The 26,327-nt window shown below is 40.0% G+C and carries 26 protein-coding genes, 1 pseudogene and 1 riboswitch; of the genes and pseudogenes, 18 read left to right on the top strand and 9 right to left on the bottom strand.

All coding sequences use genetic code 11. The annotated features are described in order from the left end of the window. Window positions 1–6: 6 nt before the first annotated feature. The gene (gene kinD / locus ACLGGR_RS02835; RefSeq protein ID WP_251215562.1) at window positions 7–1,512 is read right to left on the bottom strand and encodes a sporulation kinase KinD; all 1,506 of its coding nucleotides are present in this window, start codon (window positions 1,510–1,512) and stop codon (window positions 7–9) included. A 205-nt stretch (window positions 1,513–1,717) separates the two neighbouring features. Here kinD and mhqR point away from each other — a divergent pair, with 205 nt between their 5' ends. Next, on the top strand, window positions 1,718–2,173 hold the full coding sequence (gene mhqR / locus ACLGGR_RS02830; RefSeq protein ID WP_034281539.1) for a MarR family transcriptional regulator MhqR: 456 nt from the start codon (window positions 1,718–1,720) through the stop codon (window positions 2,171–2,173). 229 nt (window positions 2,174–2,402) lie between these two features. Here the strand turns inward: mhqR and motB are convergent, their stop codons facing one another. The 3 genes from motB to ACLGGR_RS02815 form a co-directional block, all read right to left on the bottom strand. Further along, window positions 2,403–3,173, bottom strand: a complete 771-nt coding sequence (gene motB, locus ACLGGR_RS02825) for a flagellar motor protein MotB (protein ID WP_251215560.1) — start codon at window positions 3,171–3,173, stop codon at window positions 2,403–2,405. Then, entirely contained in the window at window positions 3,166–3,960 is a 795-nt protein-coding gene (gene motA / locus ACLGGR_RS02820) for a flagellar motor stator protein MotA (protein ID WP_041085024.1), read from the bottom strand. The genes motB and motA overlap by 8 nt, the downstream gene beginning before the upstream one ends. Before the next feature lie 376 nt (window positions 3,961–4,336). Further along, window positions 4,337–6,439: an ATP-dependent Clp protease ATP-binding subunit gene (locus tag ACLGGR_RS02815; RefSeq protein WP_410972450.1), complete on the bottom strand. Its 2,103-nt coding sequence runs from the start codon at window positions 6,437–6,439 to the stop codon at window positions 4,337–4,339. A gap of 245 nt (window positions 6,440–6,684) precedes the next feature. Here ACLGGR_RS02815 and ACLGGR_RS02810 point away from each other — a divergent pair, with 245 nt between their 5' ends. The 6 genes from ACLGGR_RS02810 to ACLGGR_RS02785 all read left to right on the top strand — a co-directional run bounded on the left by ACLGGR_RS02810 (window position 6,685) and on the right by ACLGGR_RS02785 (window position 11,012). Then, on the top strand, window positions 6,685–7,728 hold the full coding sequence (locus ACLGGR_RS02810; RefSeq protein ID WP_251215558.1) for a YkvI family membrane protein: 1,044 nt from the start codon (window positions 6,685–6,687) through the stop codon (window positions 7,726–7,728). A 71-nt stretch (window positions 7,729–7,799) separates the two neighbouring features. Next, window positions 7,800–7,844: riboswitch (PreQ1 riboswitch) on the top strand. Between the two features lie 159 nt (window positions 7,845–8,003). Further along, window positions 8,004–8,660 carry a 7-cyano-7-deazaguanine synthase QueC gene (gene queC / locus ACLGGR_RS02805; protein WP_024424683.1) on the top strand — a complete coding sequence of 219 codons (657 nt, stop codon included), beginning with the start codon at window positions 8,004–8,006 and terminating at the stop codon, window positions 8,658–8,660. Next, window positions 8,661–9,101, top strand: a complete 441-nt coding sequence (gene queD, locus ACLGGR_RS02800; protein ID WP_142944640.1) for a 6-carboxytetrahydropterin synthase QueD — start codon at window positions 8,661–8,663, stop codon at window positions 9,099–9,101. It begins immediately after the preceding gene. After that, window positions 9,094–9,825, top strand: a complete 732-nt coding sequence (gene queE / locus ACLGGR_RS02795) for a 7-carboxy-7-deazaguanine synthase QueE (protein ID WP_047202223.1) — start codon at window positions 9,094–9,096, stop codon at window positions 9,823–9,825. The genes queD and queE overlap by 8 nt, the downstream gene beginning before the upstream one ends. A gap of 15 nt (window positions 9,826–9,840) precedes the next feature. After that, window positions 9,841–10,338, top strand: coding sequence for a preQ(1) synthase (gene queF / locus ACLGGR_RS02790; RefSeq protein WP_003211403.1), 498 nt, complete (start codon window positions 9,841–9,843; stop codon window positions 10,336–10,338). Between the two features lie 455 nt (window positions 10,339–10,793). After that, window positions 10,794–11,012 carry a hypothetical protein gene (locus tag ACLGGR_RS02785; protein WP_039178087.1) on the top strand — a complete coding sequence of 73 codons (219 nt, stop codon included), beginning with the start codon at window positions 10,794–10,796 and terminating at the stop codon, window positions 11,010–11,012. Window positions 11,013–11,136: 124 nt separating this feature from the next. Here the strand turns inward: ACLGGR_RS02785 and ACLGGR_RS02780 are convergent, their stop codons facing one another. Beyond that, window positions 11,137–11,325 (bottom strand): YkvS family protein, encoded by a 189-nt coding sequence (locus tag ACLGGR_RS02780; protein ID WP_003211747.1) that lies wholly within the window; start codon window positions 11,323–11,325, stop codon window positions 11,137–11,139. 167 nt (window positions 11,326–11,492) lie between these two features. On the opposite strand from ACLGGR_RS02780, the gene ACLGGR_RS02775 reads away from it, so the two are divergent. From ACLGGR_RS02775 to ACLGGR_RS02765, 3 genes and pseudogenes are all read left to right on the top strand, one after another. Then, complete coding sequence (locus tag ACLGGR_RS02775) at window positions 11,493–11,687, top strand: hypothetical protein (protein WP_060699271.1); 195 nt, start codon at window positions 11,493–11,495, stop codon at window positions 11,685–11,687. Window positions 11,688–11,994: 307 nt separating this feature from the next. Further along, window positions 11,995–12,645: a cell wall hydrolase gene (locus ACLGGR_RS02770; protein ID WP_142944641.1), complete on the top strand. Its 651-nt coding sequence runs from the start codon at window positions 11,995–11,997 to the stop codon at window positions 12,643–12,645. Window positions 12,646–12,928: 283 nt separating this feature from the next. Then, a pseudogene (locus ACLGGR_RS02765) lies at window positions 12,929–13,157 on the top strand (transposase); the annotation flags it as partial. Between the two features lie 35 nt (window positions 13,158–13,192). On the opposite strand, the gene ACLGGR_RS02760 reads toward ACLGGR_RS02765, so the two are convergent. From ACLGGR_RS02760 to ACLGGR_RS02750, 3 genes are all read right to left on the bottom strand, one after another. After that, entirely contained in the window at window positions 13,193–13,477 is a 285-nt protein-coding gene (locus tag ACLGGR_RS02760; RefSeq protein ID WP_041115399.1) for a hypothetical protein, read from the bottom strand. Beyond that, on the bottom strand, window positions 13,467–14,594 hold the full coding sequence (locus ACLGGR_RS02755; RefSeq protein ID WP_410972449.1) for a response regulator aspartate phosphatase: 1,128 nt from the start codon (window positions 14,592–14,594) through the stop codon (window positions 13,467–13,469). The genes ACLGGR_RS02760 and ACLGGR_RS02755 overlap by 11 nt, the downstream gene beginning before the upstream one ends. A gap of 328 nt (window positions 14,595–14,922) precedes the next feature. Then, window positions 14,923–15,090, bottom strand: coding sequence for a hypothetical protein (locus ACLGGR_RS02750; RefSeq protein WP_410972448.1), 168 nt, complete (start codon window positions 15,088–15,090; stop codon window positions 14,923–14,925). Window positions 15,091–15,516: 426 nt separating this feature from the next. Here ACLGGR_RS02750 and ACLGGR_RS02745 point away from each other — a divergent pair, with 426 nt between their 5' ends. From ACLGGR_RS02745 to ACLGGR_RS02725, 5 genes are all read left to right on the top strand, one after another. Then, window positions 15,517–16,188 carry a hypothetical protein gene (locus tag ACLGGR_RS02745; protein ID WP_410972447.1) on the top strand — a complete coding sequence of 224 codons (672 nt, stop codon included), beginning with the start codon at window positions 15,517–15,519 and terminating at the stop codon, window positions 16,186–16,188. Between the two features lie 311 nt (window positions 16,189–16,499). After that, window positions 16,500–17,816, top strand: coding sequence for a polysaccharide biosynthesis protein (locus tag ACLGGR_RS02740; protein WP_142944642.1), 1,317 nt, complete (start codon window positions 16,500–16,502; stop codon window positions 17,814–17,816). A gap of 54 nt (window positions 17,817–17,870) precedes the next feature. Next, window positions 17,871–18,359 carry an endospore biogenesis thiol-disulfide oxidoreductase StoA gene (stoA, locus tag ACLGGR_RS02735; protein WP_251215555.1) on the top strand — a complete coding sequence of 163 codons (489 nt, stop codon included), beginning with the start codon at window positions 17,871–17,873 and terminating at the stop codon, window positions 18,357–18,359. 289 nt (window positions 18,360–18,648) lie between these two features. Further along, window positions 18,649–20,568: a heavy metal translocating P-type ATPase gene (locus tag ACLGGR_RS02730; RefSeq protein WP_410972446.1), complete on the top strand. Its 1,920-nt coding sequence runs from the start codon at window positions 18,649–18,651 to the stop codon at window positions 20,566–20,568. Between the two features lie 104 nt (window positions 20,569–20,672). After that, entirely contained in the window at window positions 20,673–21,767 is a 1,095-nt protein-coding gene (locus ACLGGR_RS02725) for a M24 family metallopeptidase (RefSeq protein WP_410972445.1), read from the top strand. Window positions 21,768–21,821: 54 nt separating this feature from the next. Here ACLGGR_RS02725 and ACLGGR_RS02720 read toward each other — a convergent pair whose 3' ends face one another. Continuing rightward, entirely contained in the window at window positions 21,822–21,965 is a 144-nt protein-coding gene (locus ACLGGR_RS02720; RefSeq protein WP_162842493.1) for a hypothetical protein, read from the bottom strand. A 93-nt stretch (window positions 21,966–22,058) separates the two neighbouring features. On the opposite strand from ACLGGR_RS02720, the gene ACLGGR_RS02715 reads away from it, so the two are divergent. From ACLGGR_RS02715 to ptsG, 3 genes are all read left to right on the top strand, one after another. Then, complete coding sequence (locus ACLGGR_RS02715) at window positions 22,059–23,048, top strand: LacI family DNA-binding transcriptional regulator (RefSeq protein WP_251215552.1); 990 nt, start codon at window positions 22,059–22,061, stop codon at window positions 23,046–23,048. 55 nt (window positions 23,049–23,103) lie between these two features. Beyond that, window positions 23,104–23,958 (top strand): glucose PTS transporter transcription antiterminator GlcT, encoded by an 855-nt coding sequence (gene glcT, locus ACLGGR_RS02710; protein WP_142944647.1) that lies wholly within the window; start codon window positions 23,104–23,106, stop codon window positions 23,956–23,958. Between the two features lie 202 nt (window positions 23,959–24,160). After that, on the top strand, window positions 24,161–26,260 hold the full coding sequence (gene ptsG, locus ACLGGR_RS02705) for a glucose-specific PTS transporter subunit IIBC (RefSeq protein WP_095408349.1): 2,100 nt from the start codon (window positions 24,161–24,163) through the stop codon (window positions 26,258–26,260). Window positions 26,261–26,327: the final 67 nt, after the last annotated feature.

The raw sequence follows: 26,327 nt of genomic DNA, 5'->3' as shown, positions 1-26,327 counted from the left end.
CTTCCGCTAGGCTGAGTGAGCAGAAGGAAGCATGATTATGACAGTCGTTCCTTTATTCACTTCACTATGAATATCAATTGTTCCGCCATACATCGAAATGATTCGTTTACACACGACAAGCCCAAGACCTGTGCCTTTTTCCTTCGACGTAATAAAGGGGAGGAAGATGTGCTTTAACATCTCTTCTGGTATGCCTTCACCTGTATCTTTTACTTTAATGACGACATGTTCTTTTTCAGCCTCGATCACAATCTTCAAATGACCGCCGTTTGGCATCGCTTCTAAAGAGTTCTTCGCTACATTTAACACGACTTGTTTAATATGATCCTTCGTGCAATACACGCCCACATCTTGAATCGTATTGATTTGCAAATCCACTTCGACATTATAAAGGTTTGCCTCAGAGAAAACGATCGGCATGATCTCACTTACAATTTCTTTTACAGAGTTATTCTGCCATTTTTCTGCCGTTGGCTTTCCTAATACAAGAAATTCACTGACGATTTGGTTGATCCGTTTAATTTCTTCCTCGATGACAGAAAAATAGAGCTGATCTTCTTCTGAATGATACTTCTTTTGCAAAAGCTGGATAAATCCGCTAATCCCTGTTAATGGGTTGCGAATTTCGTGTGCTGTACTTGCTGCGAGGGTTCCGATCAATTCAAGCTTCTGCGCTTCGTTTTGATGACGCTCCTGCTGTGTTTGCCGCCTTAACACGATGTATTGGACAAGTGTGAATAAAATATTTAATAAAATAAAAGCACTGGATAAAGGAATCAGCATCACAGACAGCACTTCACTTGTTGAAGCACGCTGCGGAAAGACCTCCAGCTTCCAGCTGTTTTCATCTAAATATGTAGACACGGTGCTGCCGTTTTCAGATACTGGCTGTGGACCGCTTGTAAACACGACATGTCCATTTTGATTCAGCATCTTAAAATGAAGATCAGGATTCAATACATTCATTATATTTCTTAAATAATCAATTTGAATGGCGGCAACCAGCACATTTGTGACTTCATCGTTTTCATCCAGAACAGGCACACAAATGGAGAGAATCCGCTGTTTTGTAATTCGGCTCACATAGTTGTCTGTAATCACGGTCTGTTTGGTCACTTGAATGCGTTTAAAGTAATCTCTGAATGATAGGTTGATTTTTTCCTTTAACGGGGTGGTGCTTGCTGTTACATTTCCTTTTTTGTCTAGGAGATACAGACCTGAAAAACGAGGTTCTTGTTTATAGATTTTCTCTAGGATGTTTTGTACTTTTTTCGTCTCAAGCGGCTGGTCAAATCCCATGGCAAGGGAAGATAATCTCGCTTCTGTTTCACTTATTAAATAATTCATTTGGTTTTTGTGAATATTTAACATAAGTGTAGCGGTTTGTTTGTTCTTTAAATCAATTTTTTCAGTTTCTTTCTCGTAGATAAAATAACTAATGATTAGGGTTGGAAGCATGACCAAAATAAGGTAAAGCCTGATCTTCTTCCAAAACCCTTTCAGTATACTCATCATTCATCGCTCCAACGTATTACCTAATAGACTTATTATAGCATTGAACCTATCTTTATTACGATGACTTGTGTGATTTTTAAAAAATTAGGTGATTCGTTCTGGTCTCATTTTCGTGCTAAAAGATGGATCAAAATGTTGACATTTTACTTATTGTTTATTAATGTCACATTAGTGGGTTGCATTTCATAAAGGATGATAAAAAATGGAAAATCATAATGTTGAAAAATCATTGAAATTATTTATTGTATTATCACGTGCCTATCGCTCAATTAATCATCACATGAACAAACATATTGTGAAGCACGGGCTGAATCCAACTGAATTTGCTGTGCTAGAATTGCTGTATCATAAGGGTGATCAGCCGCTTCAGCAAATCGGTGATAAGATTTTGCTTGCAAGCGGAAGCATCACGTATGTGGTCGATAAATTGGAGAAGAAAGAACTCCTCAGTCGCAAGGCTTGTGCAGAAGACCGCAGGGTGACATTTGCGCATATTACCAAGCAGGGACGAGCTTTGCTTGATGACATCTTCCCAGATCATGCGAAAGAAATTCATGAGATGATCAGCGTCCTGAGCGAAGAAGAAAAGGATGCCTGCATTGATATGCTCAAACATGTGGGGCTGCGTGCAAAGCATTTATATGATCATCAAGAATAAATAAAAAGGAAGCCGCTGGCTTCCTTTTCAGCGCGCAGGCAATCCCTCGCATTCGATGTCAGTCCTGTGTGCCGGTGCTCACGAATGCTCAATTCGCTCCGCTTCGGTACTCGTCCTTCCTAGACTTCAAAGGTTTTCAGGTCACGCTGAAAAGAAGAAAAAGGGCTAAAATAGAGATCATTTTAGCCCTTTGTCAACAATCTTTAAAGGAAGCCGCTGGCTTCCTTTTTTATTTCGCTTTTTTCTCAATCGGTAAAATGAGTACTTCTACACGCCGGTTTTTACTTCTGCCTTCTGCTGTATCGTTTGAGGCAATCGGTTTGAATTCGCCGTATCCTTTTGTACTAAAGTTCTCTTGGTTTAGATTGCTGTTTTCAAGAAGAATATTCAAAAAGTTTACAGCACGAATGGCGCTTAAATACCAGTTTGATTCAAATTCTGAATTTCTGATCGGTACATTATCTGTATGTCCGCTAATGACAATGTCACGAGCAGGATTAATGACGAGCAGCTTTGAAATTTCTTTTGCTAACGGGACATCCTGAGAGCGAATAACTGCCCGCCCAGAATCAAAGAAGATACTGTCCTCAATCGTAATGAGAAGACCTTCATCCGTAAGCTTTGTTTCGAGCTTTGAACCAAGTTTTTTATTTGCAATGAATGAATCGACCTGCTGTTTGACCTTTGTGAGAACCGCTTGGTCTCGAGCCTTTGCTTTGGCTTCTTCATCTTTCTCTTCCTCGGCTGCTTTCTTGTCTTGGTTGCTGTTTTCAGTTTCTTCCGTGCTTTGCATGCTGGATTGATCCATAACACCAGTACCGCCAGTAAAAACTACATTAAAAGACTTAGCCATCTGTTCATATTTTGCCGCATCAATTGAACTAGATGCAAAAAGCACAATGAAGAGGGCGAGAAGAAGCGTTAGAAGATCGGCATAAGGGATAAGCCAAGATTCATCTACATGGTCTTCATGATCATGGTTTTTACGTTTCCTAGCCATTTTGATTTTCTCCTTCTTCAATGACAAGATTTGCACGTTCTTTTGCTGGTAAGTACATAAGAAGTTTTTGTTCAATGACTTTTGGAGATTGACCTTCAAGAACAGAAAGAATACCTTCGATCATAATTAGGCGAAGCTTTACTTCTTCCTTAGATTTACGCTTCAGCTTGTTGGCAAATGGATGCCATAACACATATCCGGTAAAAATCCCAAGCAGTGTGGCGACGAAGGCAGCACTGATCGCATGTCCAAGTGCTTCAATATCTCCCATGTTTGCGAGTGCGGCAATAAGTCCGACAACGGCACCAAGTACCCCTAGGGTTGGAGCGTATGTACCAGCTTGTGTAAAGATTAATGCGCCTGACTGATGTCGTTCAGACATCGCGTCGACTTCTTCTGTTAAGACGTCTCGAATAAATTCAGCACTTTGGCCGTCAACCGCCATGCTTAAACCGTTCTTTAGAAAATCATCATCGACTTCCTCAAGACTTGCTTCTAATGCCAAAAGACCTTCACGACGCGCAATTTGTGCCCAGTTTGAAAATAGAGGGATCATTTCTTGAATCGTTGGTAGCTGGCTGTCTTTGAAAATTTTGCCGAACAATTTTGGTGTTTTCTTAATTTCACTAGAAGGGAATGCGATGACAACAGCTGCAACCGTCCCAACAATGATGATTAATATAGCCGCCGGGTTGATAAGAGCGGTTAGACTCACACCTTTCAAAACCATACCGACACCTAGCGCAATAAATGCTAAAATAATACCAATTAACGATGTTTTGTCCATTATCTCACCAAATCCTTTAACTATCTTTTTCTATAGTTAATATCGGTGTGTTCCAGAAGGGTTTTAGTCAGAATATAAAATTAAGACACTTTCTGTGAAGAATTTTTGACGAAAGCGCTTTCTATCTGCGTAAAAAGAAACTCCCTCTCATATAAAGGGAGTCTCCATTTAATCGTTTTGAGCTGGTTCATCTAAATGAAGCAGCTCTTTTAATTTTTCTTCATACATGATTTTGACAAGATCGTAGCTCCAATTCATCATGTGATCCACCTCTTTTTCTTTTATCATAAAGGAAAAGAGGCGGGGGAGCGTCGTCGTTCAGATGGAGCTTAGACGCCGCAACATGATGGAGATGCATATCATCCTGAAGATGTAGTTATCCTTTTTTTACGACGATTTCGTCATGTTCAACATCCACAGTAAATCCAGAAAGCTGTTCCTCTTCAAGCAGGATTTCCGTCATTTGATCTTCAACGTGCTCTTGGATGGTTCTTCGAAGTGGACGAGCACCAAATGCAGGGTGATATCCAAGCTCTGCGATTTTTTCTTTCGCTTCATTTGTGACATGGACAGTTAAATTCTGCTCTTTTAATTGCTCTGACAGCTCATTGAGCAGAAGATCAACAATCTTCACTAAATCCTCTCTGTCTAATGAATCAAACTGAATGATGCTGTCAAAACGGTTCAAGAATTCTGGTTTGAAGTAGCTGCTGAGTGAATCAATGAGTGATTGTTCCTCAATCGCTTCTTCTTGATCAGACTGGAAGCCGACCTTGACCGTTTTATCTGCGCTGCCTGCGTTACTTGTCATGATGATGACTGTATCTTTAAAGCTGACCGTTCTGCCTTGGCTGTCTGTTAAGCGGCCATCTTCCATGATTTGAAGGAAGATGTGCTGTACATCTGGATGTGCTTTTTCAATTTCATCCAGCAAAATGATGCTGTATGGTTTTCTGCGCACTTTTTCAGTCAGCTGGCCAGCTTCATCATGTCCAACGTAACCAGGAGGAGAACCGATGAGTTTGGATACAGAGTGTTTTTCCATGTACTCACTCATATCTAATCGAATGATCGCATCTCTTGAACCAAATAATTCTTCAGCCAGCGTTTTAGACAATTCAGTCTTCCCGACACCTGTTGGTCCAACGAAAAGGAAGGAGCCAGTCGGTCTATGTTTCGATTTTAAACCAGCTCTGCTTCTTTTCACGGCTTTTGCCACTTTGTCAACCGCATGCTCCTGCCCAATCACTCGTGCTTTTAGACGGACGTCAATTTCTTTCATTTTGGTTTGTTCGTCTGCTTGCAGTTTACCGACAGGAATGCCTGTTTTTTGTTCCACGATGGCCTGGATGTCCTCTGCTGTGACGATATGTTCTTTGTCAGTTTTTTTGTTTTGAAGTCTAGCTTCAATGGCTTCTTCTTCATCGCGAAGCTTTGCTGCTTTTTCATATTGTTCTTCTTTTAGCGCAGCTTGTTTTTCTGCGGCAATTTGCGCTAATCGGTTTGTCAGCTCATCTTCACTTGCTGCATCAATGGAAAGGTTCGCTTTTGAACCAGCTTCATCCATTAAATCAATGGCTTTATCCGGCAAATGACGGTCTTGAATATACCGTGAAGATAATTGAACGCACGCTTTGATCGCTTCATCTGAATAGGTGACACCATGATAGGCCTCGTACTTATCTTGAATGCCTTTTAAGATGTCGATCGCTTCATCTTGTGTTGGCTCATCCACGATGACGGGCTGGAAGCGTCGTTCGAGTGCAGCATCTTTTTCAATTTGGCGATATTCTTTTAATGTCGTCGCACCTACTAGCTGCAGTTCGCCTCTTGCAAGGGCTGGTTTTAAAATGTTTCCAGCATCCATTGATCCTTCTGCAGATCCTGCGCCCACAAGAAGGTGAATTTCATCTACAAATAAGATGATATTTTTACGGCTTTGCAGTTCTTTAATTAACTGCTTCATTCTTTCCTCAAATTGACCGCGTACACCTGTGTTTGCGACAAGTGAAGAAACATCTAATAAATAGATTTGTTTGTTCTTTAATTTATTAGGCACATCGCCGCTCGCAATTTTCAGTGCGAGTCCTTCTGCGATTGCTGTTTTCCCAACACCTGGTTCACCAATAAGAACAGGGTTATTTTTATTTCTTCTATTTAAAATCTCAATGACTCTTGCGACTTCTTCATCACGGCCGATGACTGGATCAATTAAACCAGCATTTGCTCCATCTGTTAAGTTACGGCCAAGCTCATCGAGTAAGCCCTTTTGTTTTGGCTGCTCCCCGTTTGGAGCATGTCCTGCTGCCTGAGAGAAGAATGAACTTCCTCCAAACAGCTGAGGTCCCATTTTCATTTTTGACTGCTCCATCAAAGAGGTATAGCAGTCTTCACATAAAACCATTTGGCTCCGGGACGAATTCACTTGCATATTCAGGCGAATAGTTGCTTCATTTACTTGACAATGTTGACAACGCATTTGCCATGACCTCCTTAAAATAAAGTTTGACTTTATTTGACCAATGAATATTAAAGAAAATGGTCTGTTGTTTGACCATCTTTGACTATAGTATACTCTGACCTATTTTGACTTTCAACTGTTTTGCTCAAAGGACGAATAAAAATCCTTTTTTGCATTTAATCATGGTTTGTCCTTCTTTTCAAGGAACTTGTCTCATAGGATAAAAAAGAGACAATCGAAAGTGATGGGTGCGGAGGGGTCACATGAAACGTTCAAATGAATCCGCTTTTCAGCTTGCCTTTGTATATGTAGGAACAGTGGTTGGAGCTGGGTTTGCGACAGGAAAAGAAATCGTAGAATTTTTTGTTCGTTTTGGCTGGATCGGACTATTAGGAATCCTGATTAGCGGCGTTATTTTTACTGGCCTTGGTGCAAAAATGATGCTGATTTCGAAACGAATCGAAGCAGAGTCTTATCAAGATATGAACCGTTTTTTATTTGGAACAGCTGCGAGTCGATATATTAATATTGTCATGTTTTTTATTTTACTTGGTGTCACCTCAGTGATGATTTCAGGCGCAGGGGCTATTTTTGAGGAACAGCTTGGCATATCGAAGGAGTATGGGATCTTTTTGACGATCATTCTGAGCGTCATTGTACTCTTCAAAGGGTCAAAAGGGTTATTTGGTGTCAACGTGCTTGTCGTTCCAATGCTGATTTTCTTTTCATTGATCGTGTTTCTTGATTCATTTGTTTTTAGCAGCAGTGAAAGTTATGTTCTTGCGCTGCAAATGGGTGAGGGCGAGTGGATATTATCAGCAGTGTCATATGGTGCCTTTAATTTAGCACTGTCACAGGCAGTGTTAGTACCCGTCGCAAATGAAATGACCTCTGAGGCGGTCATTAAAAAGGGAGCGGTGCTTGGGGGCGTTATGCTGACTCTCATTTTACTTGCTTGCTTTTTGTCTCTTTCTTCATTAGATATGCTGGAGGCATTTGATATTCCAATGGCACAGGTGGTGTATCAAGTCGCAAACTCCATTCATCTCATATATTTATTTGTCATCTTCGGCGAAGTTTTTACATCCGTCATAGGCAATTTATACGGGCTGGAGAGACAAGTGAGGGCATATATTCGAATGAACAGTATCTATACGATATCCCTTATTCTCCTATGCTGCTATGTGATCAGTAAAATTGGTTACGGTACACTGATTTCAACGGTTTATCCGGTTTTTGGCTATGTTAGCATCTTTTTTATCCTCTTTCTTTGTCTAAAAAAAGTGCCTGCATCGTTTGATAAGTAAAGAAGGGATAGCCTGCATGAAAAATATGTGGTACACTATCCTCTGTGAAAATTGAACAAAAATCCGTGAAGACGGGAGAGGTTCTAGCAAAACCCTCTATAAAAAACTAAGGACTTGCCGTATCCTTGGATGTGGCATTTTTTATTTTTTATGGCTGGGACACCTCATACACATGTAAAGGTGTCTTTTCTTATGAGAAAAATAGGGGTTTTCAGGAGCCTTTCAGATGCAGTGTTGTACGGTTGTACTCATCTGCAAAAGGAGGAGAACAGAAAATGAAAAATGAAAAAGCAGTTGTTGTCTTTAGCGGGGGACAGGACAGTACGACATGTTTATTATGGGCACTGCAACAATTTGAAGAGGTAGAAACAGTGACCTTTCATTATAATCAGCGTCATCAAGAAGAAATTGATGTCGCCAAAAGAATCGCTGACAAATTAGGTGTGAAGAATCATCTATTAGATATGTCTCTTTTGAATCAGCTCGCACCTAATGCTTTAACAAGAGATGACATTGATATTGAGGAAAAAGAAGGCGAGCTGCCTTCCACATTTGTGCCAGGAAGAAACTTAGTGTTCTTATCCTTTGCCTCTATTCTTGCGTATCAAATCGGAGCAAGACATATTATCACAGGAGTTTGCGAGACAGACTTTAGCGGCTATCCAGATTGCCGTGACGAGTTTGTGAAATCTTGCAACGTCACAGTGAATTTAGCAATGGAAAAACCATTTGTGATTCATACACCACTGATGTGGCTGAATAAAGCAGAAACATGGAAGCTGGCAGATGAGCTCAATGCCCTGGATTTTGTGAAAAATGAAACGCTCACTTGCTATAACGGCATCATCTCTGATGGCTGCGGAGAATGTCCTGCATGTAAGCTGCGGAAAAACGGCTATGACACATATATGGAAATGAAGGAGGCAAAATAAATGCTTTCTCAAATCTATCCACAAACCGATCATCCATTTTCATTTGAATTGAACAAAGACATGCATGTATCAGCTGCCCATTTCATCCCGCGAGAAGATGCTGGCGCATGCAGCCGTGTTCATGGTCATACGTACACCATCAATATCACGATTGCGGGAGACGACCTAGATGACTCGGGTTTCCTTGTCAATTTCAGTACATTGAAGAAGCTCATTCATGGGCAGTACGATCACACGCTGCTTAATGATCATGAGGAATTCTCATCAAACGATCCATACGCGATGCCAACCACTGAGGTGGTGGCAAAGACCGTACATGACAAAGTCGCAGCGTATTTATCGACTTTAGCGAACAAGCCGACATGTGTTCAGGTCTTTGTCAGAGAGACACCAACAAGCTACTGCATTTACCGTCCGAAACGAGTTGAGATCAATGGCTAAAGCGATTCCTGTATTAGAAATCTTTGGTCCAACGATTCAAGGAGAAGGAATGGTGATTGGACAAAAAACAATGTTTGTCAGAACGGCTGGCTGTGACTACTCTTGCAGCTGGTGTGATTCCTCCTTTACATGGGATGGCTCAGCGAAGCATGACATTCAGTGGCTTGAGGCAGAAGACATTGTCAAAGAATTAAAAAGAATAGGCGGACAGGCTTTTTCTCATGTCACCATTTCAGGAGGAAACCCGGCGCTTTTAAAACAAATGGAATCCCTCATAGATTTACTGCATGAAGAGGGGATTGATACAGCGCTTGAAACACAAGGAACGATGTATCAGGAATGGTTTTTGAAAATTGATGATTTAACCATTTCTCCTAAGCCGCCAAGCTCGAATATGAAAACAGATTTTACGAAACTAACACGTATCATAGATGAGCTGAAAAACGGAAATAGATTGCAGCATGCTAGCCTGAAGGTCGTGATCTTTGACGATCGTGATCTAGCTTATGCGAAGGATGTTCATGCGAAATATCCTGAGCTTCCTTTTTATTTGCAGGTAGGAAATGATGACACGACGACAGGTGATGATGCGTACTTATTGACGCATTTATTAAAGAAATATGAAGCGCTTGTAGATCAAGTCGCGCAAGATCCAGACTTAAACCGTGTAAGAGTGCTGCCGCAGCTTCACACGTTATTGTGGGGAAATAAACGAGGCGTATAGAAAGGAAGAGATGACATGACGACAAGAAAACCAGAAGAATTAGAAGGTGTCACGTTACTAGGAAACCAGGGAACCAATTATTTATTTGATTATGCACCACAAGTGCTTGAAACGTTCCCAAATAAACATACAAATAGAGATTACTTTGTGAAATTCAACTGCCCAGAATTTACATCACTTTGTCCGCAAACAGGACAGCCGGATTTTGCGACGGTTTATATCAGCTATATCCCAAATGAAATCATGGTCGAAAGTAAATCGCTAAAATTATATTTGTTCAGTTTCCGTAACCATGGTGACTTCCATGAGGACTGTATGAACATTATTATGAACGACCTGATTGAATTGATGGACCCAAGGTATATTGAAGTATGGGGCAAATTTACACCAAGAGGCGGTATTTCAATTGACCCGTATACGAACTACGGGAAACCTGGGACAAAGTATGAAGAAATGGCATCGTATCGTATGATGAACCATGATATGTATCCGGAGACGATTGATAATCGTTAATAAATAGGAAAAGACATGCAGGATGCATGTCTCAGCGTGTAGACAAACCCTCGCATTCGTTGTCAGGTCTGCGCTCCGGTGCTCACGAATGTCAAATTCGCTCCGCTCCGGTACTCGTCCTTCCTAGACTGCAAAGGTTTTCTATCACGCTGAAAAGAAGACAAAGTGCTAAAATAAAGAACATTTTAGCACTTTGTCAACAATCTAAGACATGCAGGATGCATGTCTTTTTTGATGAGATTGAAGCGAATCGATCATAAAAAAAGAGAAGAGTCATGTCACTCTTCTCATACGAATGGGAATAGAACTTGCTAGGACGGCTGGGGGCTACCAGCTCGTAAACATATTATACATGACAGAACGTATGTTTGTAAAGAGGGATCATGCTTTTTTTGCTTATCTCATTTGATTTAAGATAAAATAGGGACAATGAATGATAAACGGAGGCGTTTGAGTTGGCAAACAAAGAAGAGCGGGCAGAGCAGCTGCTAATGGAGCTAAGAGAAGAGCTTCAAATGCTTGAACATCAAAACAAAGAACGGTATAAATGGAGTGCCTCCACATTGCTTGGAGTGATTGCCCTTTTAATTGATAAAGGAGTAATCACTCCCGAGGAAGTCGAGATGTACAAGACGAAGGCGGAAATGCAAACCTTTCATACGCAAAAAGACTGATCCCCTCTTTATATGGTATCAGTCTTTTATATATGTGATTGTCAAAATAGAGCAAAGTTGTCAAACAAGCCAAATTTGCTTTATATATACGTATGTAACGATCGTCTGAATTGAGGATTGCAAATTAATGTACGGAGTCTTTGATGATTTTATAGTTTTTATGATTAACGACTGTTAGTGAATCCAGTTCTAAATCTCTATAGTTGTCCATAATGGTGACGTCCACAATAACAGAGTTTTCATTCACTTTTTCAACTACACCTGTTAAACCATTTCTAAATTCGATCACATTTCCAATTTTTGCAATCTTCAACCGATCCCTCTCCTTTAAAAACAGATTTCATTCCCTATTAAAAAGTATTTTGCAATATTTTCATACCAATGTAAAGGATAAAGACGTTTTTGTTTTGTTTTCGTTGTATGCTTTTCTAACGAATGGTATATTTAATATTTGATCATGGCTGAAAAGGAGCGGTTTTTTTGACTGAAGAACAAATCCTCACAATACTCGAATCTTTACGGAATGGGACGGAAAAACAAGTGACCATCCAAAAAGATGATTTTTTAACGTTTCGTTCTGTTTTGGTAGATCAAGATGATTTTAAACATTTTCGCGGGATCGCCAAACATGGTGGAGATGTTATTTTTGAATATCTTACAGAAGCAAGAAGCTAAAGCTTTTTCTCATTGATGAGAGAAAGCTTTTTTATTTTCGTTCTTTTGTCACACTTCAAACCACTCTGATACATATGAAAAGAAAATGTAATAACCCATAATCAGGAGCATAAGGATGATGATAGGTGAAAAAGGGACCTTTTTAAGCGCTAACAATTCCATTTTATGTGCGCCCAACTAGGACATGCCATTTAATGACGGAATTTGGACAGGCATGTAAATCTTTGTGAGTGAAAATAGAATGAGCTCTTGTTAGAGTGGACAAGTATCTTACAGCCAACTTTTGATTAAAGGAGGAAAAAGGCGAATGATTAAAATTCATACAGCTCTTTTTGTCATCCTGATGCTTGTTGCAGCAATGAAGATGGACAATATACAAGAGCAGCAAGGCACATTAAGTCACGAACTTTCACAAGCACCTGTTAAACATCAGCTTTCATATATAGATCAAGATCACGATCAAGTCATCCCAGCATTTTCTGAAGAAAAGCGTCAGCCAAAAGTGAAATTGCTAAGTACGTCAACAGAAGAAAAGTCTTCAAAACCGAAGCAAAAGAAAAAAGTAAAATCTGAATCGACGAATAAGGCAAGCGGCAAACAGTATTCTAATGAAGAAATGGACTTACTTTCTCGATTGGTACATGCTGAAGCGAAAGGTGAATCTTACGAAGGGAAAAAAGCGGTGGCAAGCGTCGTCTTAAACAGGGTGGAGCATCGTTCTTTTCCAGACAGCGTTAAAGGTGTGATTTATCAGCGAAATGCTTTCCAGCCAGTATCAAATGGAAGTATTCATGATAAGGCAGATCAAGATTCCATTAAAGCTGTGAAGCAGGTAGTAAAAGAGCATGACAGAACAACAAAGGCTATTTATTTTTATAATCCAAAAACGGCAACAGATCATTGGATTCGTTCCCGCAAAATTGTAGAACGCATCGGACGTCACGTATTTGCTGTTTAAAGAAAAAGAGTGATCAATGAGATTGCTCTCAGCGTGTAGACAAAGTCTACACGCTTTTTTGTATAATATGGACAATAACATATTTCTGTGGGGGATGAACATGCTATCGAAACGTGAAGAAGAAAGAAGAAATCAATTAGAAGTAGTGGCCTTAGATGAATTAGTGCCTGAAGATCATTTTGATTTCGTTTATGATCTTGTCAAAGGATTATTTTAGTTCAGACAATGGCAGATCAAGTGTGGATATTGTTGTCCTCATTAAAATGGTTTTGATCTAATATCTATTTGGCAGGACTATCTAAATGAAGCAGATCATCTGAGACTCACACAAATGAATAATGACATCTATGCAAAAGGAAAGAGACAATAGAACGTGTTTTTGCAGATGCAAAAGAAAAGCATGTATGCGATGGACGAAACTTCGAGGACTGAAAAAAGTTTCAATGCAGGCTATCTATTTTATCAAAATAAGTGAAAACCCCACTTTTACTCGAAGTAAAGGTGGGGCTTGACTACGGTCTTAGACCCTAAAGGTCTGTTTGATTCATCAAGTAGATAACCTAGAATCACGTGTTCCAAAACGAATATCCGGATTTACACTAGAACGGGTTCCATTCCTCACAGCAAAATCGTTATCATGTTGAGATAAAGTTATAAGAGGAAAATCTTGAGTAGTAACGCTACTGCCTGTAGCATTTCTTACTGTCAGATCAGTTGATTCTGGAGAAGTAGCATTTCTTGAATTCACATCAAAATCGACAGATGATAATGAGATCACACCTAGCAATGCTGAAGCACTCAAAAAACCAGTAAGAACCGTTTTAAAATTCATATGAACAGTCGCCCCTTTGGATTTGTTTTCGGGCGTACATCACTTTTTCGTACATTTTTACAGATTCATCCATACGCCCATTCTCATTATAGTACCGAGCCGCTTCGAGCGCTAGGTCTTCTAAGTATGGATAACCCCTCTCGTTCTCTAATTTTTCCAACGAGATCAAGACCTCACTTAGGTTTGCTGTTTTTAAAAATAAATTTTCCAATACCATCAGCAACGATAAAAACAGATCATTTTTTCTATTCTTCGCTTCTTCCAAGCCTCTTTTGAAAAATCTTTCACCCTCAATAAATTCCTTTTGACTCAAATGAAATAACGATAATTCATAATAAACCAAAAGCAACTCTGTAGCATTAATAGGCTCTCCTTCAAGAATAACCTGATTAAAATAAGCAAGTGCCCTATTAAAATCACCTAATCCTTTATAACAACAACCAATATTAAATAATGACTTCACAATCATTGGCTTATTAGAAATTGCCTTAGATCTTTCTAAAGCTGACAATAAATGAGGAAGCGCCTTTTCTCTGCATTCAAAATCAATGAAATTACCTGCCATAACAGTTAGACAATTAATTTCTCGAATCATATAAAGTGAATTGCTCTTATGTGCCTTATAGGTATCATAAGAAAGACCAACGTAATACATAGACACGTGTGTCTGTTTCATGTGATAAAACACTTCTGATAATTTGTAGTAAAATTCCGCTCTTTCTAACTCATCCCCTACTTGCTCCAGGCGCTTTTCCGCGCGCTTATAGAACACAATAGCTCTAATAAACTCACCATTTTTGAATTCATACATTCCTTGAAAAAAATTAAAATAGTATTCAAGAATGGCTGACATCTTCTTTCCTTGTCCTTCTACAGCTTTCAAGTAATCCGATTTTTCAAGTGGTTCATTAGAAGGCTGCACATAGTCTGTCATCAATTGGTGACGGAACTCCATCAGCTGAAAATAAAGAACTGCCTGTTCATCTTCTTCCATGACATCTATATCTTTTCTAATCTCTTCCCTTAGCATCTGGGCCTCTTTCACATTGAATCTTTTTATATGCTTATACCATTCATTTATCTTGATCGCTACAACTGGAGACGGTATAGACGCCATCTACAATCCCCCCTAGAAAACCAATTTTTAATAAATGTTAGCACAAGAATTCCTAATAAAATCCTATTTTTACATTCATATGTAAAATTTTCGGCATGACGCAAACACTTTTTAAGCAAGTAGGACACAAGACATATCAATCTTTAGATGCTATCGCAGCAGTTAACGCATTTAAATCCCATATAAGCGTTCTTGAAGAATCACACTATGAAAATACCCGAGCATAAATAAAGGTGCTTAGAAACGAATATGAACGCTCTTGGTGGTTTGAAATAGGCGCTATGTTTTTAAGAATCAAAAAAAAACAGGCTCTTTAGCCTGTTCTTTATTATCGAGTGATGACCATATTGATGAATGAGACACTCAGTAAAAAGAAAACAAAGGCAAAAACAACTTTATAACCCATCTCTTTTTCTTTATTATTCTTACGTTTTATCATATAAACAGCAAAATAAGAAGCACCAATTAACATCATCAATACTGGTATTACAGTCATCATAAATTCTCCTCCCAAATAAAAGAACCTATATTGCGGTCACCGCAACCCAAAAAGAAATTTTCCAATGAATTCCCAAATGTGAATCGATCAATGATAGGATGAAAACATGAAAACATGAAAACATGTCAAAAAAAGGAGGGAGAACTATGACTTATGCTGTTTTATTTTTTTACGCCGCCACTTAATAAAAGTCACTGAAAACACAAGAAGTAAAATCGCAATAAGCTTGAAAATAAAGCGAGTGAAGAAAGTAGCATCTTCGAACTCCGTTGCAAAAATACAAGCTCCTATGATTATCCCGATCATGCCTACTACCCAATTCCAAAACACATCAATCACTCCTCAATTACCTTTTTTTAAAATAAAAGCATTTTTTATCCATTTGTATATTATCGCACAAAAAACAAGGGGGAAATATCCAAATTGAAAAAGTTCATAATCGTGCTTTTAAGCCTGACGCTATTTTTAACAGTTCCATTACAAACCGCAGCCGCAGTAACCCACCAACCTAAAGAAATTAAAGAATCTTATCAAACAAAAATTGAAGGGAAACTACATACTTTCAATTCTGTAGTCAAAGGCAGCACTCAAACAATAACCATTGATAATGGCGAAAAAGTAGAAACCATATTTTATGACCGAGCAAAAGAAGAACTTCGTATCAACAATGAACTAGTAGACATTAAAGAATTTAAAGAAGCTGGACAAGAATTATTAAGTGAAGACGGCGAATTTAACACAAAATCAAATAAAGATTATCAATGGAGACTTGTAAAAACCTATAAAAACAAATTCAACGTTACTGTTGCTATTGTCGTTCTTGTGACAACTACAATTTTGGCTCTACCGACAGGGACCGGCGCTGTAGCTGGCGCAGTCTTGACACTAAAAGCAGTAGCCATAATTGCAACAACTGTAACTACAGCTTCAGGATCAACAGGTCAAAAAGTCTTTCATTACACATTCAAAACGTACTACAGTCCAAAAAACGGCTACTGGAACAACAAATTTGTCTTATCTGTCTACAAAGATTCAAAGCGCAAAAAACTTCTAAAAAAGGTTAGCCATCAGACACGACTCGGAAAAAAATATTAAAAAGAAGCAGGCTCCAGTAAGAGCCTGCTTCAGATTGTTGACAAAGGACTAAAATGTTGTTTATTTTAGCCCTTTGTCTTCTTAATCGTGATATGAAAATCCTTAAATTCTAGGAAGGACGAGTATTGGCGCGGAGCAAGTTTGACATTCGTGAGCACCAGCACGTGGGACTGACACCAATAGCGAGGGTTTGTTTACATGCTTAGAGCGATCAATGAGATTGCTCTTTTTTTGTCTTCAATTATTAAAATATTTTTTGGACTTGTCTCATAGAATGTGAAAAGAATTTGCTTTAGACAAGGGGAGGCTACATGAATCGATTTGTAAAAGGGGTCATTCTGCTATCTGTCGCAGCTTTTATTGCGGAGTGTATAGAGTTTTTAGTCAATATGATTTTAGCGAGAGAGCTTGGAGAACATGGAATGGGTTTATATATGAGTATCCTTCCAATCATCATGCTTGTCCTTGTGATCGCCAGCTTAGAGCTGCCAGTCTCCATTTCTAAATTCATTGCAGAATCACATGAGCGTCTCCACAAAAGTATGCTCCGCCATGCCTTTAAAATGACGCTTGTGGTGACAAGTACAACAACAGCTATAGCAGCCATTGTACTGCCTTTCATTCCAGTGTTTCAGTCGTATCATCCGCTTATGAAAGGCTTGGTGCTGTCACTTATCCCGATTATTGCGTTTACCTCCATTGCCCGCGGCTATTTTATGGGAAAGCAGCAAATGGGCAGAATCGCTCTAGCCAATATGCTGAAGAAAACGATCCAGCTTATCTGTTTGTTCTTGTTTTTTCATTGGTATTCGTTTGATATTGAAACAGCAGTACTAATCGCCATTGGTGTCATTGTTGCGAGTGATCTTGTCGTCTTTATTTATTTATACTCCCAATACGTCATGGCGAAAAATGCTGTGAATGTCAGGTCTGTTGAATTAAGAGGGATTGATGTGCGAAAGCGCCTATTAGCCGTTTCCATTCCGACAACGGGCATGCGCATCTTTCATGCGATCGCAAATGCAGTTGAACCATTTTTAATCAAAGGTGCGCTCGTTGCAGCAGGCATTTCTGGAACACTTGCAGTTGATCATTACGGCATGCTGGCTGGTGTCGCAATGTCGATTGGTTTTTTCCCAGCGTTTATCGCTCATTCCATCATGATTGTGATGATTCCGAGTGTCTCTGAAGCCTATGCTTTAGGCCAGTATGATCTTGTGAAAAAACGTGTCAGACAAGCAATTTTCATAACGTTTGGATACGGGGTGCCGGCAGTGATGGTGATGTATTATTTTGCTTACCCGCTCACACAGCTCTTTTTTGATTCACCGCAAGCTGCGGTCTATTTACAGCTGCTTTGGCCATACTTTTTATGCCATCTGTTTGTGATGCCGTTTCAAGCGTGTTTAATCGGTATGGGGCTTATCAAAGATGTGTTCCTACATAATATATGGGTGCATGTCGTCTCGTTTTCTATGGTGTATTTCCTCGGTTCAATTGAAAGCTTGAATATGATGGGGGTCATTTTAGGGATGAACACAGGCATGCTGCTTTTGACCGCACTGCATTATGCAACCATTTGTAAGGAGCTAGGCGTTTCAATGTTCCTTACATTGAAAAAAGCTTGAATGTCATCATCATCGAGCGGGCAAGCTATAAGAAAACTGGGAAGGAAGATCATGATGAATCGTAAACATCTACCCGCCAGTCTTCTGCTGATGACCCTGCTGCTATTTCTAATGAGCGCAGCAGTAGAAGCAAAAGAGCCCGTAATGGCGCCAAGAATAGAGGCCCCGACATTAACTGGTGAAACGCAGCTAGTTCCCGCAAAAGGAAAAAAGACCATTTTGCATTTTTGGACAACATGGTGCCCGTCCTGCAAAATGGAACTGCCTGCATTTGAACAAATCGTGAAAGAAAATCAGAGTGATGTTGACATACTGACCGTGAATTTACTAGGTGCTGAACAAAGTAAACATGCTGTTGCCCAATTTGTGAAAGACAGAAGGTTTACATTCCCGATCATACTAGATGAACACGGAGAAATGATGAAGAAATATCAAATCATCACCATCCCAACGACCTTTTTGATTAATGAAAAAGGAGAAGTGGTGAAAAACCATGTAGGTCCACTGACGAAAAAACAAATCAAAGAGTGGACAAATTCGTAGAACAAATCCTTTCTGTGAAAGAACCAATTCTGTTGGTTCTTTTTTGTGTTCATTTGCTTTTCATCTGAATACACTGTGCTCAGAAGAAAACGGAACGGTCTTTATCAATAATGATAATTATTATCAAAAAGAAATTATAATAATTATTAATTGAAAATTGTTCAGAACCTGTTATAATGAGTTACAGACCAATAAAAAGCTTGAAATAGCAGAAAATATAGATGGAAAAAGAAACGGGCAACGATTGATAATGTGAAAACGATTATCAATTAGAGAGGAGAAAACAATCATGAATGAGAATACAGCACTTTACCAAACGACAAATCAAAAGGAATCGAAATGGTCCTTACATAAATGGGCACAGCACGGAGAATTAATGGCAGCAGGTATCTCGGGGATTCTCATTTTAATTGGATGGATTCTAAAGGATCAGAGCATGTGGAGCATTCCTCTTTTCATCCTAGCATTTGTCATTGGAGGTTTTGCAAAGGCGAAGGAAGGAATTGAAGAAACGATTTCGTCTAAGACCTTGAATGTGGAACTTTTAATGATTTTCGCAGCAATAGGCTCAGCTTTAATAGGCTATTGGGCAGAAGGCGCTATCTTAATTTTTATTTTCTCACTGAGTGGTGCGCTTGAAACGTATACGTCAAATAAAAGCAAGAAAGATTTAACAGCATTAATGAGCATTGCACCAGATGAAGCAACTTTAATTGAAGAAGATGGTACGACCATTCAAATCGCCGCTTCATCATTGACACCAGGTGACCGTATTATGATCAAAGCTGGGGAACGCATTGCAGCAGATGGTGTGATTATAAGCGGGAAAACAAGTGTGGATGAATCTGCACTCACAGGCGAATCTGTTCCACAGGAAAAAGGGCAAGGGGAAGACGTATTTGCAGGGACAGTGAACTTAAATGGTTCCTTAACAGTGGAAGTCACGAAACATAATGAAGAAACACTTTTCCATAAAATTATTAAACTTGTCGAATCCGCTCAAGAAAGTGTTTCGCCAAGCCAAGCATTTATTGAAAAATTCGAAGGTGCCTATGTAAAAGGTGTGTTGATCACCGTCGCGATTTTAATGGTTCTGCCACATTTTGTACTCGGCTGGAGCATGAGTGAAACCTTCTACCGGGCAATGGTGTTTATGGTCGTTGCTTCACCTTGTGCTCTTGTTGCATCCATAATGCCAGCCGCATTGTCATTGATCTCAAATGGCGCGAGAAATGGAATGCTTGTCAAAGGAAGTGTCTTTTTAGAAAAACTAGGCACAAGCAGTATGATTGCTTTTGATAAAACGGGAACAATTACAAGCGGGAAGCCAGCCGTAGAACACGTTGTCATGACGAAAGGGCAGGATGAATCTGCTTTTTATCAGGCACTCTATCAAATTGAGAGTCAATCAAACCACCCATTAGCGAAAGCAATTTCTGATATGGCAAAAGAACATCAAACAGAAAGAACAGTCCATGTCACCATTGAAGAAACCTCTGGATTTGGTGTGAAAGCACAATTAAATGGAGAAACATGGAGGATTGGGAAGAAAGACTTTGCTGGTAAAGCGTCAATCGACCGCGAGATTGAAGAGACAGGTGATGATCTTTCAGCGCAAGGATATACAGTGGTCTACGTTCAAAAGGGTGAAGAAGTCGTTGGCTGCCTTGGTCTTAAGGATCAAATCAGACCTGAAGCCAAAAAAATGATTCAAGAACTAAATGATTTAGGTATCCAAACCGTCATGCTGACAGGAGATCAGCAAAAAACGGCTGAAGCCATTGCGCAGGAAGCCGGCATCCAAGCTGTCGTGGCTGAATGTCTTCCAGATGAAAAGGTACATGAGGTCAATCAATTAAAAAAACAAGGTAATTCAATCATCATGGTAGGAGACGGAATCAATGATGCACCAGCGCTCGCCACAGCAGATGTTGGGGTTGCGATGGGCGGAGGCACAGACGTTGCCTTAGAAACAGCGGATCTCATTTTAATGAAGAATAATTTAAATAACCTAACAAAGATGATCCGTCTTTCAAGAAAAATGAATCGAATCATTAAGCAAAACATTATTTTCTCATTAACGGTGATCTGTCTGTTAATTTGTGCGAATTTCTTGCAAGTGCTTGATTTGCCTTTTGGCGTCATCGGGCATGAAGGAAGTACGATTTTGGTCATTTTAAATGGTCTGCGTCTGCTTCGAGCATCTTAAATCAATCATCTGGGCGCACTGGATTCATGCCAGTGCGCTTTTGTGCGAAATACAGCAAAAACTGATACAATAGACCAGTAGTAAAACGTGTGAGGAGGATCATGATGAACCGAATGAAGAGCTTGTCTTCTTGGATTAAGAAGGAAGACATTCAAGGTGCATTTATACATACAAAGGAAAATGTGTTTTATCTATCTGGATACTTCACAGAGCCGCATGAAAGAGTGATGGGGCTGTTTGTGTTCCAAGAAGCAGAACCATTTTTTATTTTGCCTAAAATGGAAGTTGAGCAGGCAAAAAATGCAGGATGGTCCGGCGATATCATTGGATATGAAGATCATGAGAATCCATTTGATTTCATTCAATCAGCGATAGAAAAACGAGGTATTCAAGTGGCACGTCTTGCCATTGAAAAAGAATCAATTCCGCTTCAAAGAGCAGAACAGCTCCAAGCTGTCACAGGGGCAGAAACTTTCGTCCGGGCTGAAGATGAGCTCAATCAGCTCAGACTGATTAAAGATGAATCTGAAATTGCTACACTAAAAAAAGCGGCTGAATTGGCAGATGAAGGTGTAAAAATTGGGGTTAATGCCTTAAAAGAAGGAATCACGGAAACAGAAGTGCTCGCTGTCATTGAATATGAACTAAAGAAAAAAGGCATTCAAGGCATGTCCTTTTCCACCATGGTTCTCTTTGGTGAAAAATCAGGCGAGCCTCATGGAAATCCGGGGCAGGCAGCCTTAAAAAAAGGCGATTTTGTGTTATTTGACCTCGGCGTCATTGTAGATGGATATTGCTCAGATATCACAAGAACATTCATCTATCAGGAAGCTTCTGAAAAACAAAAGGACATCTATCAAACCGTCTTAAATGCAGAAATGGCAGCACTTGAAATGAGTAAGCCCGGCGTGAGAATCGGTGATCTTGATTTAAAAGCTCGCGGGCTGATCACAGAAGCAGGGTATGGTGAATATTTCCCACATCGCCTCGGACATGGGTTAGGGGTTTCTGTTCATGAGTTTCCTTCTATGAGTCAAGCAAATGACGATCTTCTGCAAGAAGGTATGGTGTATACAATTGAGCCAGGAATTTATGTGCCGGGAGTCGGCGGCGTAAGAATTGAAGATGATGTTCTCATTACGGCAGAGGGTCCAGTCACCTTAACCAATTATCCGAAAGAGTTGACGATCATCAAGTAATGAAAAAAATCACGATGAACGTCCATGTCATGGAAGCGTCATCGTGATTTTTTATCACTCTTCTCGATCCTTATCAACAAAAAAATCATCAATTGATTGAAACGGTTTGATTTTATGTTCTTTTCCTAAAGGATGTAATGCAAAACGAGCAGAAAACAAAACAGTCATACATAATATAATCCATATGATGAAACCCATCTTGAATTCCCCTTTCCATCCAGTGATTTGTTCAGCTCACATACATCTTAAAGTATGAAACGCTTACCATATCAAGAGAAAGTAGGAGAAAAAATGGCAAACATAAGGGAGATTGCGAAAAGAGCGGGCGTATCTGTGACAACTGTATCACGTGTGCTGAATCATCATCCTTATGTCAAAGAGGAAAAAAGAGAGCGTGTTCTACAAGCGATGGAAGAGCTCAAGTATACGAGAAACATTCAGGCAGTCCATTTAGCGAAGGGCTATTCAAATATGCTTGGCATCGTCCTTCCAAACATTGAACACTCTTATTTCAGCGCACTCGTCACAGGTATTGCAGAAAAAGCACAGGCGCATGGCATACATTTTGCTTTATTTCAAACAGGATATGATCCATTAAAAGAAAAAGAAGCGTTAATGAGCTTAAAAGAGCGCCGTGTAGATGGTTTAATATTTTGTTCAAATGCGTTAAGTGATGGGCACATTTTGAAGTGGCAGGAATCAGGGCCGATTATATTTTGTCATCCTGCGCCGCACGATCAATGCTCAACCGTGTCGATTGCGCATGATCAAGCATTTAAGGAAGGCCTGCATCATTTGGCGGCTTGCGGCCATCAACGAATTGCGATCGTTCTTGCCAGAACAGAAGGAGCAAATAGCGAGTCGCGCCTTCAGGCTTATCAAGATATGATGCAATCGCTCGGGCAGACCATTGATGAGGAATGGATCATCGAAGGGAAGTTATCCCTGTTTGATGGGAAGCAATTATTTGCAGAATGGCAGGAAATGAAAAATCGTCCTACAGCTTTATTCATTACAAATGACGAAGTCTCTGCCGGCTTTTTATTAGAGGCGCAGCGTCATGACATAAAAGTAGGAGAATCACCAGCCATACTCAGCTTTCAAAATAACCAATTGAGTGAGGCTTTGGGGATTTCCAGCATTCATATTCCCCTCAAACAAATGGGGCAGGAAGCATTTGACTTGTTCGACCGGGCATTAAAGGGAGAGAAATCAGAACAAAGAATGCTGCCATTTCGCCTGATTGAGCGAACAACAACCGTTTTGAAAAACAATCGTTGACGCACGTTTCATCTGTTTTGTACGATAAGAGGGATTGAATAAGAAGGAGGTGGGGATGTTCATGGAATCCTTCACCGTTGATAAAGCGTTAAATAATAATGTCATCATCGCAAGACACCCTTCTTTGGGCGAAGTGGTTCTGATTGGGAAAGGAATCGGCTTCGGGAAAAAATCGGGGGATCATCTCGATCAAGACGTGTTTGAAAAGATGTTTGTGTTAAAAAACACGAAGGAACAAACAGAATATAAACAACTGCTTCATCATATTGATGAGAACATGATCGAGCTTGCCAATGACATCATTTATCATATACGAGAAAAAATGGGGCAGCGCTTGAATGAGCATATTCATGTTGCACTGACTGATCATATTGCGTTTAGTTTTAAGCGGGTGCAGCAAGGCTATGATATCACGAACCCTTTTATGCTTGAGACGCAATCGCTATACCCGAAAGAATACGAGGTCGCAAAGGAAGTCGTTGAACTGATTAACAAGCGGCCAGATGTCGAAACAAAGCTGCCAGAAGGTGAAATTGGCTTTATAGCGCTCCATATTCATTCGGCTTTGACGAATCGGCCTTTATCTGAGGTGAACCGTCATTCGCAGCTTATTACGCAAATGGTCCAAGTCATCGAAGATTCATTTCATATGAAAGTAGACAGAGAAAGTATTCATTATTTACGCTTATTACGCCATATTACGTTTTCAATTGAGCGTATTAAACGGGGAGAATCATTAGAGGAGCCAGAAAAATTACTTCATCTATTGAAAAATGAATATCCTTTATGCTACAATACTGCTTGGAAAATGATCAAAATTTTGCAGCATGCATTGAAAAAGCCTGTACAGGATGCTGAGGCTGTCTACCTGACACTTCATCTGTACAGATTGACAAATAAAATTTCATAGTTTCCTTGAAACGTGTAACTGATTCGATCAGGCATGAGTGACTTAAGGTAAATACAGGATAAGATCCTGTTATTTGCGCAACCTTATATCACCATGCCTTTTTCTGCGTTTGAAAGTGAAATGTAAACGGTTAATTATGAAGTGTACGTCAGGGAGCAGCCCAAATGTATGTTGTAAGCGAAAACAAAAGGAGGTTCAACCAGTGTTTAAATCACTTTTTGGTGTGTTGCAAAAAATTGGACGAGCACTTATGCTTCCAGTTGCGATCCTTCCTGCTGCCGGTATTTTACTAGCACTTGGGAATGCGATGCAAAATCCGCAGCTGATTGATGTAGCTCAATTTTTAAGCAATGATACAATTCAGCTTGTTGCAAGTGTCATGGAGAATGCGGGGAACATCGTCTTCTCGAATCTTCCGCTTTTATTTGCTGTAGGGGTTGCCATCGGTCTTGCCAATGGAGACGGAGTGGCAGGGATTGCCGCTATCATCGGTTACCTTGTCATGAACGTAACGATGAGTGCCGTATTAATGGCCAACGGATCTATTCCATCCGATTCAATCAAATTGGCTAAGTTCTTTAAGGAAAGTCATCCAGCATATGTGAATATGCTCGGCATACCGACCTTGTCTACCGGCGTTTTTGGCGGGATTATTGTCGGGGTATTAGCCGCTTATATGTTTAATAAATTTTACAAAATTGAGCTCCCGCAATATCTTGGCTTCTTTGCTGGTAAACGTTTTGTTCCAATCGTCACTTCTATTTCAGCACTTATTTTAGGGCTTTTGATGCTAGTCATTTGGCCGCCAATCCAAGGTGCACTGAACTCGTTTTCAACAGGACTGCTTGCAGCGAATGAGCCGCTGGCTGCCTTTGTATTCGGTGTCATTGAACGCTCATTAATTCCGTTTGGTCTGCACCACATTTTCTACGCGCCATTCTGGTATGAATTTTTTAGCTATAAGAGCTTATCAGGAGATATTATCCGTGGTGACCAGCGTATCTTCATGGCGCAAATCAAAGATGGTGTTCAGCTGACAGCTGGTACATTCATGACAGGGAAATATCCATTCATGATGTTCGGTCTTCCAGCAGCAGCTCTTGCGATTTACCATGAAGCAAAACCAAAGAATAAAAAGCTTGTAGCAGGAATTATGGGATCAGCGGCCCTTACTTCTTTCCTAACAGGGATCACTGAACCACTTGAATTCTCATTCTTGTTTGTTGCACCAATATTATTTGCGATTCACTGTGTATTCGCTGGATTATCCTTTATGATAATGGATATTCTAAACGTGAAAATCGGGATGACCTTCTCAGGAGGGTTAATCGACTTCTTCCTATTTGGTATCCTGCCGAATAGAACCGCTTGGTGGCTTGTCATTCCAGTAGGTCTCGTACTTGCTGTCATTTACTACTTCGGATTTAGATTCGCCATTCGCAAATTTAATCTGAAAACGCCAGGCCGCGAGGATGAAGCAGCAGATGGAGCAAGTGAGGCGAAGTCTGAAAAAGGTAATGACTTGCCTTATGAAATCCTTGAAGCAATGGGTGATCAAGAAAACATTAAACACCTTGATGCTTGTATCACGCGTTTACGTGTCACTGTCAATGATCAGAAAAAAGTGGACAAAGACCGCTTGAAAAAGCTTGGCGCTTCAGGTGTTCTCGAAGTAGGGAACAACATCCAGGCTATCTTCGGTCCGCGCTCTGATAATTTAAAAACACAAATGCAGGACATCATTGCAGGCCGCACGCCTCGTCCAGCGAAAGACCCTTCTGCAAAAGAAGAAGTCAGCCAGCAGGTCGAAGAAGTCATTGCAAAGCCGCTTCAAAATGAACAAGGGGAAGAAATTTTTGCTTCACCAATTACAGGGGAGCTTCATCCAATTACAGATGTACCAGATCAAGTATTCTCAGGGAAAATGATGGGTGACGGTTTCGCTATCTTGCCAACAGATGGAACAGTGGTTTCACCGGTAAGAGGGAAGATCTTAAATGTGTTCCCAACGAAACACGCCATTGGCCTGCAATCTGATGGAGGACTTGAAATTTTGATCCACTTCGGAATTGATACGGTCGGCCTCAAAGGAGAAGGATTTGAAGCATTTGTACAAGAGGGAGATCAAGTAGAAATCGGTCAAAAACTTTTAGAGGTTGATATTGATAAAATTAAGACTGAAGTACCATCTTTGATGACACCAATTGTATTTACCAACTTAAGTGAAGGACAATTTATTGACCTTCAAGAATCCGGTGAAATCAAAGCTGGACAAGAAAACATCATGAAAATTTCAAAATAATTTTCATAACTGCCGTTCTTGTTAGATGACAAGCTCGGCAGTATGATATAATATTGTGGATGTATTA

Source organism: Bacillus sp. BD48, assembly GCF_046566805.1.
GTDB classification, from domain to species: Bacteria; Bacillota; Bacilli; order Bacillales; family Bacillaceae; genus Bacillus; species Bacillus safensis.
The sequence above is the reverse complement of the archived record's forward strand: the minus strand, read 5'-3'. Positions and strand labels throughout refer to the sequence as shown.

Excerpts from the sequence above, each read along its gene's own strand:
- motA (WP_041085024.1), bottom strand. The coding sequence starts at position 3,960 with ATGGACAAAACATCGTTAATTGGTATTATTTTAGCATTTATTGCGCTA.
- stoA (WP_251215555.1), top strand. The coding sequence starts at position 17,871 with ATGAATCGTAAACATCTACCCGCCAGTCTTCTGCTGATGACCCTGCTG.
- ACLGGR_RS02715 (WP_251215552.1), top strand. The coding sequence starts at position 22,059 with ATGGCAAACATAAGGGAGATTGCGAAAAGAGCGGGCGTATCTGTGACA.
- ACLGGR_RS02810 (WP_251215558.1), top strand. The coding sequence starts at position 6,685 with ATGAAACGTTCAAATGAATCCGCTTTTCAGCTTGCCTTTGTATATGTA.
- mhqR (WP_034281539.1), top strand. The coding sequence starts at position 1,718 with ATGGAAAATCATAATGTTGAAAAATCATTGAAATTATTTATTGTATTA.
- ACLGGR_RS02815 (WP_410972450.1), bottom strand. The coding sequence starts at position 6,439 with ATGCGTTGTCAACATTGTCAAGTAAATGAAGCAACTATTCGCCTGAAT.
- queC (WP_024424683.1), top strand. The coding sequence starts at position 8,004 with ATGAAAAATGAAAAAGCAGTTGTTGTCTTTAGCGGGGGACAGGACAGT.
- ACLGGR_RS02720 (WP_162842493.1), bottom strand. The coding sequence starts at position 21,965 with ATGGGTTTCATCATATGGATTATATTATGTATGACTGTTTTGTTTTCT.
- queE (WP_047202223.1), top strand. The coding sequence starts at position 9,094 with ATGGCTAAAGCGATTCCTGTATTAGAAATCTTTGGTCCAACGATTCAA.
- ACLGGR_RS02760 (WP_041115399.1), bottom strand. The coding sequence starts at position 13,477 with ATGAATTTTAAAACGGTTCTTACTGGTTTTTTGAGTGCTTCAGCATTG.
- ACLGGR_RS02770 (WP_142944641.1), top strand. The coding sequence starts at position 11,995 with ATGATTAAAATTCATACAGCTCTTTTTGTCATCCTGATGCTTGTTGCA.
- ACLGGR_RS02740 (WP_142944642.1), top strand. The coding sequence starts at position 16,500 with ATGAATCGATTTGTAAAAGGGGTCATTCTGCTATCTGTCGCAGCTTTT.
- ACLGGR_RS02730 (WP_410972446.1), top strand. The coding sequence starts at position 18,649 with ATGAATGAGAATACAGCACTTTACCAAACGACAAATCAAAAGGAATCG.
- queF (WP_003211403.1), top strand. The coding sequence starts at position 9,841 with ATGACGACAAGAAAACCAGAAGAATTAGAAGGTGTCACGTTACTAGGA.
- glcT (WP_142944647.1), top strand. The coding sequence starts at position 23,104 with ATGTTCATGGAATCCTTCACCGTTGATAAAGCGTTAAATAATAATGTC.
- ACLGGR_RS02755 (WP_410972449.1), bottom strand. The coding sequence starts at position 14,594 with ATGGCGTCTATACCGTCTCCAGTTGTAGCGATCAAGATAAATGAATGG.
- motB (WP_251215560.1), bottom strand. The coding sequence starts at position 3,173 with ATGGCTAGGAAACGTAAAAACCATGATCATGAAGACCATGTAGATGAA.
- ACLGGR_RS02725 (WP_410972445.1), top strand. The coding sequence starts at position 20,673 with ATGAACCGAATGAAGAGCTTGTCTTCTTGGATTAAGAAGGAAGACATT.
- ACLGGR_RS02750 (WP_410972448.1), bottom strand. The coding sequence starts at position 15,090 with ATGACTGTAATACCAGTATTGATGATGTTAATTGGTGCTTCTTATTTT.
- queD (WP_142944640.1), top strand. The coding sequence starts at position 8,661 with ATGCTTTCTCAAATCTATCCACAAACCGATCATCCATTTTCATTTGAA.
- kinD (WP_251215562.1), bottom strand. The coding sequence starts at position 1,512 with ATGAGTATACTGAAAGGGTTTTGGAAGAAGATCAGGCTTTACCTTATT.